Source organism: Pantoea sp. MHSD4 (assembly GCF_021043305.1).
GTDB lineage: Bacteria > Pseudomonadota > Gammaproteobacteria > Enterobacterales > Enterobacteriaceae > Pantoea > Pantoea eucalypti.
The window spans coordinates 490,274-503,341 of record NZ_JAJNDH010000002.1; the positions used below are offsets into that span (position 1 = coordinate 490,274).

Sequence of the window (13,068 nt, forward strand, 5' to 3'; positions counted from 1 at the left end):
TGGCAGAGCTCAGCACATCTCAGACCGAATTCAGGCAGAGAAGAGGGCGATCAGAATCGGGGCCAGCAGGCTCATCACAAAACCGTGCACAATAGCGGCAGGGACAATCTCGTTGCCGCCCGCCCGCTGCAGTACCGGCAGGGTAAAGTCCATTGAGGTGGCACCGCACAGCCCCAGCGCGCTGGAACGATGACGGCCAATCAGCGCGGGGATCAGCATGATTGCGACCAGTTCACGCACCAGATCGTTGAAGAAGGCGGCGCTGCCAATGACCGGGCCAAAAGCTTCGGTCATCAATATGCCAGAGAGAGAGTACCAGCCAAAGCCGCTGGCTAGCGCCAGACCGGTTTTTAGCGGAACACCCAGCAGTAATGCCGCGATCATGCCACCTGCCAGCGCGCTGACCAGCACCACACTGGCAACCAGCAGACCGCGACGGTTCAGGATAATCTGACGCAGAGTCATTCCACTGCCGCGCAGCTGAATCCCCACGAGGAACAGCAGGAAGATCAGCGCATATTCACTGGCCGTGGAGGCGTGGTGCAGCAGTGACCACTGGGTCAGACCTAGCAGAAAACCGATGACAACCACGCCACATAGCTTCAGCGAGTCCAGTGCCATATGCAGCCGCGAGGGAAGCTTCTCCTGCCGGTGCGCATGCTGCCACGGTGCATATTTCTCCAGCCCGCGCAACGCCAGTACATTGCACAGCAGAATGCAGAACGCCGCCACCAGAGCCGTATGAAAAACGGCCAGCAGATTGCTGCTCAGGTTGTCGAGAAAGGCCAGGCTGATGCCCATAAAGAACAGAATGACGTAAACCATCCAGCCCAGCAGTTGATTTACCCGACGCAGGGTGGCGGTTTTACGGAAGGGTAACAGCCAGCCTGCGATTAGCGGCAGCAGAATAATCAGAAGTCCGGAGTACATATCATTGCCATCCCTGGAAGAAGAGGTCACACGCTAGCGAAAAAGCGTAACGGAGTAAACCCTGATAAAGCGGCTTGACCGGCGCGCGGGCGACAACCATGCTGTCTATAAACTGAGGATGGACGCCTATGATTCTGGAACATATCGACATTCGCGGCTTCCGCGGTATCAATAAGCTCTCACTGCCTTTAACGCACACCACTCTGCTGATTGGTGAGAATGCCTGGGGTAAATCCAGCCTGCTGGATGTCATGAGCCTGCTGCTCTCTCCTCATGAACCGGCCTATGTTTTTACTGAGGCGGATTTCCATTTTACACCGGGTGATGTGACCGATCCGATGCGCCGTATTTCAGTGGTGTTCCACTTTCGGGATGACGGAAGCGATCCGGACGCGGTGCTCTCGACCTTCTGGCAGCGTGATGCGCAGGGCCAGCGTCGGCTTTATTACAGCGTCAGCGCCACCTGGCGTGACGGCGGCATCGACACCCGTCGCCGTTTCGTTGACGTAAATGCCCAGCTGTTGCCTGAGCAGAACTGTGCGGACGCAATCGACCTGTTGCTGACGCGTTATCCGGTATTGCGGTTGCGCGACGCGCGTTTCAGCAAGCGAACGCGGAACCGTGCGCCCGTGACCGGTCCCCATCCTGAGCTGCTGGCGGGCATGGAGACGCTGGCGCGCGATCTGGAGCAACATCCTCAGCAACTCAGCGATGAGGTGCTGAGACAGGGCCTCAAGACGATGCAGCAATTGATGCAGCACTATTTTCTGGTGCAACCGCCTGGCGCAGGCAGTGAGGCCCGGTCACGGGATCCGCAGATGCGCGATGGGGTGCAGGGATGGCGGGCGCTGGATCATCTGAATCAGCTGATTGCCGGAACTGACTCCCGCAGCCGTCAGCTGATTTTGCTGCAGATGTTTACCCTGTTGATCGAAGCACGAGGCGACGTTCCGCTAGCTGCCGGTGCGCGGCCGCTGCTGCTGATTGAAGATCCGGAAACCCGCCTGCATCCGATTATGCTGTCCGTGGCCTGGAACCTGCTGAAGCTGCTGCCGCTACAGAAAATCGTCACGACCAATTCAGCTGAACTGCTGTCGCAGGTGCCGGTAGAAAACGTCTGCCGTCTGGTGCGTCAGTCCTCACGCGTAGTAGCCTGGCGCATCGGTCCGGAAGGTCTGAGTGCCGAAGAGAGTCGGCGTATCGGCTTTCATATTCGCGTCAATCGACCAGCGGCCCTGTTTGCCCGTTGCTGGCTGCTGGTCGAAGGTGAAACCGAGGTCTGGATTATGAATGAGCTGGCGCAGCAGTGTGGTTACAACTTCGCGGCGGAAGGGGTGAAAGTGATTGAGTTTGCGCAATCGGGCCTGAAGCCGCTGCTGAAATTTGCCCGACGCATGGGGATCGCCTGGCACGTGCTGACAGATGGCGATCAGGCGGGTAATAAATATGCCAGCACGGCGCGCACGCAGTTACAGCCGGGTGATCCTGAGCCGCGTTTTCTGACGCAGTTACCCGCGCTGGATATGGAAAACTTTCTCTATCACCAGGGGTTTCAGGATGTTTATCATCAAATGGCGCACCTGCCGTTAAACGCGCCGATGAGTTCCAGGCGTATTATTACCAAAGCGATTCACCAGAGCTCCAAGCCGGAACTGGCGATCGCAGTGGCGACATCGGCGGCGGAACGCGGGCCGGAAGCCATCCCGCCGTTAATGCGGCAGATGTTTGCCCGGGTGATTGGGCTGGCGCAGGGTCAGGCGGACTAAGCCTGTCAAACATGGCCTGTCAAAAATGAAAAATGCCAGCGGCACTGGCTGGCATTTTTAGGGCTCTGTACAGAGGTGGGTTCAGTATCAGGCCACGGCCTGTACCTCAACAACCGGCACGATGAGGCTGGCGTGATTGCCTTTCGGACCTTCATGCACATCGAACTGAACCTGCTGGCCTGCCTTTAGCGTTCGGTAGCCTTCCATCTGAATGGTGGAGTAGTGCGCAAAAATATCTTCGCCACCACCAACCGGACAGATAAAGCCAAAGCCTTTGGAATTATTGAACCATTTAACGGTGCCCGTCTCCATGCTTTTACTTCCCTCGCAAGACATTTTATAAGTAGGTGAGGTCTTTGAAGCTGTGAGTCGGATTTGATTAAAACTCAATCAGCCTGTGCAGGTAGAATGTAGAGAAAGCGCCGCTGGCGTCAAGCAAACCACCGGGCCGGATGGGGAAAAAATCATCAAAATTTGAGGCAGTTAACGCTATTGCAAATTTTGTGATGCAGGTCGCGCAAGGTTATTTCTGAATAAATTTTCAGCAGCGGCCCGCAGCTTGACAGGCATGTTAAACTCTCAACATGTAGCCACTTAAAGGCTAAAAGCAAAATCTCAACGGAACACTATGGCAAACACAAACGACTGGCTTAACTTTGAACATCGGGCCGAAGACAAAGTACGTGAAGGGTTAAAGCCGCCTTCTATGTATAAAGTCATTCTGAATAATGACGATTATACACCTATGGAATTTGTTATTGACGTCGTGCAAAAGTTCTTTTCTTATGATGTTGAACGTGCAACGCAGCTGATGTTGAAAGTTCACTATCACGGCAAGGCGATCTGTGGTGTATTTACTGCAGAAGTCGCCGAAACAAAAGCGGCCCAGGTGAACAATTATGCGCGGGAAAACCATCATCCGTTGCTGTGTACGCTGGAAAAAGCCTGAGCCCGTCTCCATATAGGAAACAGGTAAGGGCGATAATTGGGGGAGGTGCCTAATGCTCAATCAAGAACTGGAACTCAGTTTAAATATGGCTTTCGCCAGAGCGCGTGAGCACCGTCATGAGTTTATGACCGTCGAGCATCTGTTACTGGCATTGCTCAGTAACCCGTCGGCCAGAGAGGCACTGGAAGCCTGTACGGTGGACATGGTGGCTCTGCGGCAGGAACTCGAAGCCTTCATCGAACAAACCACACCGGTGCTGCCTGCCAGTGAGGAGGAGCGTGATACTCAACCAACGCTCAGCTTCCAGCGCGTTCTGCAGCGCGCGGTTTTCCATGTCCAGTCATCCGGTCGCAGTGAAGTCACCGGGGCGAATGTGCTGGTCGCCATCTTCAGCGAGCAGGAGTCGCAAGCGGCCTATCTGTTACGCAAACATGAAGTCAGCCGCCTTGATGTGGTGAATTTCATCTCTCACGGTACGCGCAAAGACGAACCGGGCCAGGCGCCAGGCGCTGAAAACCCGGTTAACGAAGAGCAAGCAGGCGGGGAGGATCGTATGGAAAACTTCACCACCAATCTTAATCAGCTTGCTCGCGTCGGTGGGATTGATCCACTGATTGGTCGCGACAGAGAGCTGGAACGTACTATTCAGGTGCTGTGCCGTCGCCGTAAAAACAACCCGCTGCTGGTGGGGGAATCCGGTGTCGGTAAAACGGCTATCGCAGAAGGTCTCGCCTGGCGTATCGAGCAGGGCGATGTACCGGAAGTGATGAAAGATTGCACTATCTACTCGCTGGATATTGGTTCACTGCTGGCAGGCACCAAATATCGTGGTGACTTTGAGAAACGCTTCAAAGCGCTACTGAAACAGCTGGAGCAGGACGAACACAGCATTCTGTTTATTGATGAGATCCATACCATCATTGGTGCGGGTGCGGCATCAGGTGGCCAGGTAGACGCAGCGAACCTGATTAAACCGTTACTTTCTGGCGGTAAGATTCGGGTAATGGGGTCTACCACGTATCAGGAATTCAGCAACATCTTCGAAAAAGATCGTGCTCTGGCGCGTCGTTTCCAGAAGATCGATATCACTGAGCCTTCTGTTGAAGAAACCGTGCAGATCCTGAGCGGCCTGAAGACCAAGTATGAAGCCCACCATGATGTGCGGTATACCGCGAAAGCGGTGCGTGCAGCGGTGGAACTGGCAGTGAAATATATCAACGACCGTCATCTGCCTGACAAGGCGATTGACGTGATTGATGAAGCGGGTGCGCGTGCGCGCCTGATGCCTGCCAGCAAACGTAAGAAAACCATCAATGTTTCTGACATTGAAACTGTGGTGGCCCGCATTGCCCGTATTCCTGAACAAAGTGTGTCAGCAACCGATCGCGATACACTGAGAAATCTGGGCGAACGGCTCAAGATGCTGGTGTTTGGACAGGACAAAGCCATTGAGGTGCTGACGGAAGCGATCAAAATGAGCCGCGCCGGTCTGGGTCAGGATCGCAAGCCAGTTGGTTCCTTCCTGTTTGCCGGGCCAACCGGTGTGGGTAAAACGGAAGTGACTGTGCAGCTGGCGAAAGCGCTGGGTATTGAGCTGCTGCGTTTTGACATGTCCGAGTACATGGAGCGTCACACCGTCAGTCGTCTGATTGGTGCACCTCCGGGGTACGTCGGTTTTGATCAGGGCGGGCTGCTGACGGATGCGGTGATCAAGCATCCACATGCGGTGGTGTTACTGGATGAGATCGAGAAAGCGCACCCGGATGTCTTCAACCTGCTGCTGCAGGTGATGGATAACGGCATGCTGACAGATAACAACGGTCGCAAAGCGGACTTCCGCAACGTGGTGCTGGTGATGACCACCAACGCCGGTGTGCGTGAGACGGAACGTAAGTCGATTGGCCTGATTCATCAGGACAACAGCACCGATGCGATGGAAGAGATCAAAAAGATCTTTACGCCAGAGTTCCGTAACCGTCTCGACAACATCATCTGGTTCAGTCACCTGTCACCAGCGGTGATCCATCAGGTGGTCGACAAATTTATTGTCGAGTTGCAGGCGCAGCTGGATGCGAAAGGTGTGTCGCTGGAAGTCAGTGATGAAGCGCGCGACTGGCTGGCTGAGAAGGGCTATGACAAAGCGATGGGCGCACGTCCGATGGCGCGCACCGTGCAGGACAGCCTGAAGAAACCGTTAGCCAATGAACTGCTGTTTGGTTCGCTGGTGGATGGTGGCTCGGTATCTGTTGCGCTGGATCGTGAGAAAGGTGAACTGACCTATCACTTCCTGAGTGCTGAGAAACGCAAAACCGAAGGCACTGTGCACTAATCACTTGCTGCAGATGTGAAAAAGGCCGGATATTGATATCCGGCCTTTTTTATCGCTTCAACATGCAGAGCGATGAAGTTACTGCAAATTAGCGACTACGGAAGACAATGCGGCCTTTGCTCAGGTCGTACGGGGTCAACTCAACGGTCACTTTGTCACCCGTCAGGATGCGGATGTAGTTTTTGCGCATTTTACCGGAGATGTGAGCAGTGACCACGTGTCCGTTCTCAAGTTCTACGCGGAACATGGTGTTAGGTAACGTATCCAGTACGGTACCTTGCATTTCAATATTGTCTTCTTTGGCCATCGAATCCTCTGGGTGTACTACCTTTCAGTTGAACCGGCAAGATAATGCCCAATTCAACGATTTATGTAAAGAACCGTCGGCGATTTTGCCAACGCTTTGCCGGGGTGCACGTCAGTTACGTGCATCCGGTAAAATTAGGGTGTTTATGGTGGCGTCTGCAGGGGATTAGCGGGCTAAGAATCTGTATCAACCGGTAACACGCGCACGATTGAAAACAGTTCCGAGAGTGCGTTGAGATTCCCAGCCTGGCAATTCCGGCTCGTTATTGCGAAGCGCGGACGACATACCAAACTCGACTATTATACCACTTATGCGCCTTTATGTGTGCAAAACATCTCAGTAGCACTAAAAAAGCGTTTGTGTCTGCCAGCATCCATCGCTGACCGGCTGACTGGCAAGGCTTTGTACATATTGCAGATAATCAGCGCGCGGGATTTCCTGCGCGCCTAATGACGCGGTGTGGGGATTAAGCACCTGGCAATCCACCAGACGGCCCTGATGTCGGATAAAATGCTGACAAAATACCCAAAGTGCGGTTTTAGAGGCATTCTGCTGACGGCTGAACATCGATTCGCCGCAGAAGATTTGCCCCATCGCCAGCCCGTACATGCCACCCACCAGCTGATGTTCATCCCACACTTCAATGGAGTGGGCATGGCCCAGCTCATACAATCGCAACCAGGCGCGCTTCATTTCAAAAGTAATCCAGGTGCCTTCTTCGCGACCGGTAGCGCAGCCCTCGATCACCTCGTCGAATGACTCGTTCATCGTTACCCGATAAGGTGAACGGCTGTGAAAGCGTTTCATGCTACGACTCAGGTGAAACTGCTCGGGCAACAGGACTGCTCGGGGATCGGGTGACCACCAGAGGATGGGATCGCCGGGGGAAAACCATGGAAAAATGCCGCACTGATAAGCATTTAGCAGCCGGGCAGGGGAGAGATCCCCACCCATAGCCAGTAAGCCATTTGGCTCACGAAGTGCCATTTCAGGTGGGGGAAATTGCAGAGATTCCCGTGACAGTTGTACCAGTCTCATCGCGTTGCGTTACTCATCAGCATTTCGCTATGACTATAACGCAATCCGCTGCCGGAAACGCCAGTAGCGGCCCGCTTTTGAGATTAATTCCGCATGGCTACCCTGTTCAACAATGGCACCATTATCCATTACGCAGATGCGATCCATCAGCTCCAGGCCGCTGAGACGATGCGTGACCATGATCATCGTCTTCCCGGCGGTCAACTGCTGGAGCAGCGTCAGAATATGCTGCTCGGTAGTGGCATCCAGCCCTTCAGTAGGTTCATCCAGCAGCCAGAGATCGCCATCGTGTAATAATGCGCGCGCCAGCGCCAGCCGGCGCAGTTCGCCGCCTGACAGCGGGCGACCGCCTTCCCCCATCCAGGCGTTCAGGCCTTCCTGATTTTCAAGCAGGCGCTGCAGGCCGACGTCGTTGAGTGCGCGAGTTAACTGCTCATCACTGGCATCAGGGCAAGCCAGCAGTAAATTATCGCGCAGGCTCTGGCTGAAGAGGTGAACCCGCTGCGTTACCACGCTGATGCGCTGGCGCAACGCGGGTTCTGACCATTCGCGAATGGGCCGATCATTTAAACGGATAACGCCGTGCTGGCTCTCCCAGCCACGGGTTAACAGCGCCAGCAATGTTGATTTTCCGCAGCCGGTCGGCCCCAGCAGCGCAATATGCTCACCGGCTGCTACCGAGAGAGTACAACGGTTTAGCACCTTATCCGGACGGTCGGGATAGCTGAAGTCGAGCTGATCGATCCCGATCGAAAGAGGTCCCGGTCGGGCCTCGGAATGTGCCGGGAAAGTGATCGCAGGAGACTGGTCGATAATGTCATTGACTCTCTGAGCGGCGTTTATCACCTGTGACATAGGCAGGAAGGCGCCTGCTACCGGTGCCAGCGCTTCAAAGGCGGCCAGGGCGCAAAACACTACCAGCGCAATCAGCGAACCGGGTAACTGCTGTTCGCTGATGGTGGCGGCACTCAGCCAGAGCAGCAGTGTGACCGTTACACCGCTGATCAGCAGCAGCAGACACTGTGCGGCGGCCTGTAAGCGTTGTTGTTGACTTTGTGCCTGCTGCCAGCGCTGTTCATCTTCATCGAGCTGCTGTCGCCATCCCTGCGAGGCACCGTACAATGTCAGTTCAGCCTGGGCCGCCAGCCACTGCATCAGTTGTAAGCGCCAGTGGGCACGACCCTGGGCAATGGCAACACCTGCCGGCGATCCCAGACGATAAAACAGGGCTGGCATCAGTACCAGCGTACTCAACATGATGCCGCCCAGCGTCAGTGCCAGATGAAAATTGATAAAACTCATCCCGAAGGTCACCACGACACTCACGATAAAAGCGCCAAGCAGTGGCGAGATGACGCGCAGATAGAGATGATCCAGCGTATCGACATCAGCCACAAAGCGGTTGAGCAGGTCCGCCTGCCGGAATCGCGAGAGCTGGCCAGGGGAAAGGGCCATCAGGCGGCTGAACGTGTGGACACGCAGGTGCTGAAGCACCCTGAACGTTGCATCGTGGCTGACCAGCCGTTCAGCATAGCGTGCGGCGGTGCGAATGATGGCTGCGCCACGGACGCCCGCCGCAGGCAGCATGTAGTTAAAGGTATAGAGACCCGCGACACCGGCCACTGAGGAGGCGGCCAGAAACCAGCCAGAGAGCGTCAGCAGGCCAATGCTGGCCAGCAGGGTAACAATCGCCAGCACGATGCCCAGCGTCAGGCGAAAAGGGTGGCGCAGCCAGAGACGAAGAAAAGGACGCAAGGCGGACATCAGCGGATCTCCTGTTGGCGATGCTTCAGCATCTCGCTAAAGGCACCTGGCTGTTGTGACAGCTGCTGCCAGTTACCCTGCTGGACCAGCTTACCCGCTTCCATCACCCAGAGGGTCTGCCAGCGGCTTAGCGTATCGATCTGATGAGTAATCATCAGTGTGGTCTGCCGATCTGCCGCCTCGTTCAGCGCCAGCATCACATGGCGTTCGCTGAGTGCATCCAGGCTGGCTGCCGGTTCATCAAGCAGCAAAAAATGTGAGGTTTTATAGAGTGCACGTGCAACCGCGACCCGTTGCGCCTGGCCCACCGACAGCTGATGACCGCCATCGCCAGGCGGGGTCTCAATGCCTAAGGGCAGACGCGGCAGGAACTCATTGATGCCGCACGCTTCCAGCAGTGCTGCAAAGCGCTCGCTGTCCCAGGCGGCATTCATCAGGATGTTGTCGCGCAATGTGCTGGCCGGTAATTGAGGATTCTGTCCTACCCAACTCAGTTGCTGATGCCAGTCGCTCCGGCGTATATCGCGCAGTTCGACGCTATTGACTTTCAGCGAGCCCTGATAGGGCAGAAACCCGAGCAGAGCGTTCATCAGTGCCGTTTTACCCGCCCCGCTTTGACCGACCAGCGCAATCTGCTCACCCGCAGCAATGGTAAAAGTTAGAGGGCCACACAGCACCTGGCCATCAGGTGCGCAGACACAGAGATCGTCAGCGCTTAGCGCGATTGCGCGATCGGTAGTGAAAGGGCGCTGGCCTCTCTGCGGGGCGGCGTCGGGCGTCGCCTGCATAAAGGCTTCAAGCGCATCGGCACCGCCCACCGCCTGCGCTTTGGCGTGATAGAACGCACCGAGATCGCGCAGTGGCTTGAAAAACTCCGGAGCGAGGATCAGCACCAGGAAGCCGGCAAACAGCGTCACGCCCTGGCCATACGCACCGAAATGCAATTCGCCCAGATAGGAGAAACCAAAATAGACGGCCACCACGGCAATCGCTAACGAGGCAAAAAACTCCAGTACGGCGGAGGAGAGAAAGGCGAGGCGCAGCACTTCCATGGTGCGCTGGCGAAAATCGGTGGTGGCGGCGGCAACGGCCTGCTGTTCTGCTTCACCACGATGAAACAGTCGCAGCGTCTCTCTGCCGCGCAGGCGGTCCAGAAAATTCCCGCTCAGGCGAGCCAGTACCAGAAAGTTTCGGCGGTTGGCCTCGGCAGCACCCATTCCAGCCAGCGCCATAAACAGCGGTATCAACGGCGCGGTGGCAAAAAGAATCAGACCTGCCGTCCAGTTCAACGGGAAAATGGTCAGCAGAATGCAGCAGGGGATCACGACTGCCAGTGTCATCTGCGGCAGATAACGGGCGTAATACTCCTGCATCTCTTCGATCTGTTCCAGCAACAGCGTTGCCCAGCTACCGGCTGGCCTTCCCTGAATCCACGCCGGGCCGAGATCAGATAACCGGTCAAGAACCTGCTGTCGTAAAGCCTGGCGGATAGCCTGCCCGGCACGGTAACCGGTCAGTTCGCGGGCATAGTTAATCAGGGCACGGAGCACAAAGCAGAGCAGTAATAGCAGGATGCTGACCGACAGCGTTTCGCGCGGCTGTTGATCAATAATCAGTGCCTGAAGCAGCGAGGCCAGTAAACCGGCCTGGACAATGATCAGCAGTGCACTCGCCGTGCCGAGCAGCGTGTTGAGTCGCAACCAGCGACCGGCGAAACGACGTTGCTGACGAAGCCAGCGGGTAAGATGCTGCTGCCGCGATTTGTCCATGCGAGACCATGATAAATGTCGATGATGGGGGAAAATGGAAAGACATTTCCATCTCTTCAGGCGCAAGAATCTAGCATGAGAGCAATAAAAAAGGCGACGGAAAAACCGTCGCCTGGAACATTTGAGATCAGAGGGTTAACAACTTACTGATCGTTTTTAACTAACCCGTCAAGAAAACGCTCGGCGTCTAACGCAGCCATGCAGCCAGTGCCCGCAGAGGTAATCGCCTGACGATAGATATGGTCCATCACATCACCTGCTGCAAAAACGCCAGGGATGCTGGTCTGGGTGGCGTTGCCGTGTAAACCGGACTGAACTTTAATGTACCCGTTCTCCAGCGCCAGCTGACCTTCAAAGATGGCCGTATTCGGGCTGTGCCCGATAGCAACAAACAGACCCGCCACTTCCAGTGCTTCCGTCTCATCACTGTTCTGGGTAGAACGCAGCGTCAGACCTGTCACGCCCATCTGATCGCCTACCACTTCTTCAAGCGTGCGATGAGTGTGCAGCACGATATTGCCGTTACGCACTTTTTCCATCAGGCGGTCAATCAGGATCTTCTCAGCGCGGAAGCTGTCACGACGGTGAATCAGGTGCACTTCAGCCGCAATGTTAGCCAGATAAAGTGCTTCTTCAACGGCCGTGTTGCCACCGCCAATCACCGCGACTTTCTGATTGCGATAGAAAAAGCCGTCACAGGTTGCGCAGGCAGAAACGCCTTTGCCTTTGAACGCCTCTTCAGATGGCAGGCCCAGATAACGTGCCGACGCACCCGTTGCGATGATAAGCGCATCTGCTGTGTATTCGCCGCTATCGCCAGTGAGGCGGAACGGACGATTCTGCAGATCCACCGTGTGGATGTGATCAAAAATGATCTCAGTATTGAATTTTTCGGCATGCTCGTGCATGCGCTCCATCAGCGATGGACCTGTCAGATCGTGCGGGTCGCCCGGCCAGTTTTCCACTTCAGTGGTCGTGGTCAGCTGTCCGCCTTTTTCCAGACCCGTGATCAATACGGGGTTCAGGTTGGCGCGTGCAGCATAAACGGCTGCGGTATAACCCGCTGGGCCAGAGCCCAGAATGAGTAACTTACTGTGTTTGGCCGTACTCATGCGTTCCTCAGTTTCATTCGGCTGACATAGCCTGCGATTGTAGGGAATATCCGGCGACAATGACAAGGCTTAGCCAATTTTGTTAACGATAGCTGCAAATGGCGTAGACGATGAACGGCAGTTTTGCCTGGCGAATGCGCCAAAAGGGGGCAAAACTCGGGCTGAATGGGTGCAAAAGTGCAAAAATACTCATTTAAAAACAGATACCCAGCTAACTGTCTGGCATCTTGTCCTGAATTTGGTGATTTTACTTTGACAATCGCCTGCGCTTTTGCGAAAACATTATCAGAAGCGAATAACATTTATCGGAACAAAACAGGTTTTCCTCGCCTGTTTTGCACTTAACGCCGAATAAAAGCAGCCTGATATGGATAATGACGCATGATGTGGACAGACAATATGCGTCATGTCGATAGATTTCAGAACACAGGCTCTGTTAGCTCACTTCAGAAATGCCCCGAACAATGAGCGTTTTCAGGGCGTGGCAGGTAAAGGGAAGGAATTAAGAGAGACAATAATAATGGTAGACAATAAGAAACGCCCCGGAAAAGATCTCGACAGAATTGACAGGAACATTCTGAATGAACTTCAGAAAGATGGTCGCATTTCAAACGTAGAGCTTTCCAAACGCGTAGGCTTATCGCCTACGCCATGTCTTGAACGCGTGCGTCGTCTTGAACGTCAGGGATTTATTCTTGGCTATACCGCGCAGTTGAACCCGCACTACCTTGATGCATCGCTACTGGTATTCGTTGAGATTACTCTGAATCGTGGTGCGCCGGATGTGTTTGAGCAATTTAACGCCGCTGTGCAAAAACTTGAGGAAACTCAAGAGTGTCACCTCGTTTCCGGCGATTTCGACTACCTGCTGAAAACGCGCGTACCTGATATGTCTGCCTACCGTAAGTTGCTGGGTGAAACCCTGTTGCGCCTGCCCGGCGTAAACGACACGCGAACTTACGTGGTGATGGAAGAGGTCAAACAGAGCAATCGACTGGTGATCAAAACCCGCTGATGCGGGGCAGGTGCAAAACCTGTTAGATTTCGGTACACTCCTGTGAATTCATACAGGATCAGCGTCGGGCTCGCCCGGCGCTGTTGCTT

The 13,068-nt window shown here is 54.9% G+C and carries 11 protein-coding genes; 4 read left to right on the forward strand and 7 right to left on the reverse strand.

Features of this window, described 5'->3' with window-relative positions:
• Window positions 1-30: 30 nt before the first annotated feature.
• Window positions 31-930 carry a lysine exporter LysO family protein gene (locus LQK91_RS09145; protein WP_003849311.1) on the reverse strand — a complete coding sequence of 300 codons (900 nt, stop codon included), beginning with the start codon at window positions 928-930 and terminating at the stop codon, window positions 31-33.
• A gap of 128 nt (window positions 931-1,058) precedes the next feature.
• Here LQK91_RS09145 and LQK91_RS09150 point away from each other — a divergent pair, with 128 nt between their 5' ends.
• Window positions 1,059-2,696, forward strand: a complete 1,638-nt coding sequence (locus LQK91_RS09150) for an ATP-dependent nuclease (protein WP_105099352.1) — start codon at window positions 1,059-1,061, stop codon at window positions 2,694-2,696.
• Between the two features lie 87 nt (window positions 2,697-2,783).
• Here LQK91_RS09150 and cspD read toward each other — a convergent pair whose 3' ends face one another.
• Window positions 2,784-3,008: a cold shock-like protein CspD gene (gene cspD, locus LQK91_RS09155; protein ID WP_003849316.1), complete on the reverse strand. Its 225-nt coding sequence runs from the start codon at window positions 3,006-3,008 to the stop codon at window positions 2,784-2,786.
• Window positions 3,009-3,324: 316 nt separating this feature from the next.
• Between cspD and clpS the strand changes: the two genes are divergently transcribed.
• Complete coding sequence (gene clpS, locus LQK91_RS09160) at window positions 3,325-3,645, forward strand: ATP-dependent Clp protease adapter ClpS (RefSeq protein WP_105099351.1); 321 nt, start codon at window positions 3,325-3,327, stop codon at window positions 3,643-3,645.
• Between the two features lie 52 nt (window positions 3,646-3,697).
• Window positions 3,698-5,974 (forward strand): ATP-dependent Clp protease ATP-binding subunit ClpA, encoded by a 2,277-nt coding sequence (clpA, locus tag LQK91_RS09165; protein ID WP_003849320.1) that lies wholly within the window; start codon window positions 3,698-3,700, stop codon window positions 5,972-5,974.
• A gap of 88 nt (window positions 5,975-6,062) precedes the next feature.
• Here clpA and infA read toward each other — a convergent pair whose 3' ends face one another.
• From infA to trxB, 5 genes are all read right to left on the reverse strand, one after another.
• Window positions 6,063-6,281, reverse strand: a complete 219-nt coding sequence (gene infA / locus LQK91_RS09170) for a translation initiation factor IF-1 (protein WP_002211347.1) — start codon at window positions 6,279-6,281, stop codon at window positions 6,063-6,065.
• 345 nt (window positions 6,282-6,626) lie between these two features.
• The gene (aat, locus tag LQK91_RS09175) at window positions 6,627-7,319 is read right to left on the reverse strand and encodes a leucyl/phenylalanyl-tRNA--protein transferase (RefSeq protein WP_003849322.1); all 693 of its coding nucleotides are present in this window, start codon (window positions 7,317-7,319) and stop codon (window positions 6,627-6,629) included.
• A gap of 33 nt (window positions 7,320-7,352) precedes the next feature.
• Complete coding sequence (cydC, locus tag LQK91_RS09180) at window positions 7,353-9,083, reverse strand: heme ABC transporter ATP-binding protein/permease CydC (RefSeq protein WP_078804220.1); 1,731 nt, start codon at window positions 9,081-9,083, stop codon at window positions 7,353-7,355.
• Window positions 9,083-10,852 (reverse strand): heme ABC transporter permease/ATP-binding protein CydD, encoded by a 1,770-nt coding sequence (gene cydD / locus LQK91_RS09185; protein WP_105099350.1) that lies wholly within the window; start codon window positions 10,850-10,852, stop codon window positions 9,083-9,085. The genes cydC and cydD overlap by 1 nt, the downstream gene beginning before the upstream one ends.
• Before the next feature lie 143 nt (window positions 10,853-10,995).
• Window positions 10,996-11,964 carry a thioredoxin-disulfide reductase gene (gene trxB, locus LQK91_RS09190; RefSeq protein ID WP_003849329.1) on the reverse strand — a complete coding sequence of 323 codons (969 nt, stop codon included), beginning with the start codon at window positions 11,962-11,964 and terminating at the stop codon, window positions 10,996-10,998.
• 520 nt (window positions 11,965-12,484) lie between these two features.
• Between trxB and lrp the strand changes: the two genes are divergently transcribed.
• Window positions 12,485-12,979 carry a leucine-responsive transcriptional regulator Lrp gene (gene lrp / locus LQK91_RS09195; RefSeq protein WP_006118610.1) on the forward strand — a complete coding sequence of 165 codons (495 nt, stop codon included), beginning with the start codon at window positions 12,485-12,487 and terminating at the stop codon, window positions 12,977-12,979.
• Window positions 12,980-13,068: the final 89 nt, after the last annotated feature.

Excerpts from the sequence above, each read along its gene's own strand:
- cydD (WP_105099350.1), bottom strand. The coding sequence starts at position 10,852 with ATGGACAAATCGCGGCAGCAGCATCTTACCCGCTGGCTTCGTCAGCAA.
- clpA (WP_003849320.1), top strand. The coding sequence starts at position 3,698 with ATGCTCAATCAAGAACTGGAACTCAGTTTAAATATGGCTTTCGCCAGA.
- LQK91_RS09145 (WP_003849311.1), bottom strand. The coding sequence starts at position 930 with ATGTACTCCGGACTTCTGATTATTCTGCTGCCGCTAATCGCAGGCTGG.
- cydC (WP_078804220.1), bottom strand. The coding sequence starts at position 9,083 with ATGTCCGCCTTGCGTCCTTTTCTTCGTCTCTGGCTGCGCCACCCTTTT.
- clpS (WP_105099351.1), top strand. The coding sequence starts at position 3,325 with ATGGCAAACACAAACGACTGGCTTAACTTTGAACATCGGGCCGAAGAC.
- lrp (WP_006118610.1), top strand. The coding sequence starts at position 12,485 with ATGGTAGACAATAAGAAACGCCCCGGAAAAGATCTCGACAGAATTGAC.
- aat (WP_003849322.1), bottom strand. The coding sequence starts at position 7,319 with ATGAGACTGGTACAACTGTCACGGGAATCTCTGCAATTTCCCCCACCT.
- cspD (WP_003849316.1), bottom strand. The coding sequence starts at position 3,008 with ATGGAGACGGGCACCGTTAAATGGTTCAATAATTCCAAAGGCTTTGGC.
- infA (WP_002211347.1), bottom strand. The coding sequence starts at position 6,281 with ATGGCCAAAGAAGACAATATTGAAATGCAAGGTACCGTACTGGATACG.
- LQK91_RS09150 (WP_105099352.1), top strand. The coding sequence starts at position 1,059 with ATGATTCTGGAACATATCGACATTCGCGGCTTCCGCGGTATCAATAAG.
- trxB (WP_003849329.1), bottom strand. The coding sequence starts at position 11,964 with ATGAGTACGGCCAAACACAGTAAGTTACTCATTCTGGGCTCTGGCCCA.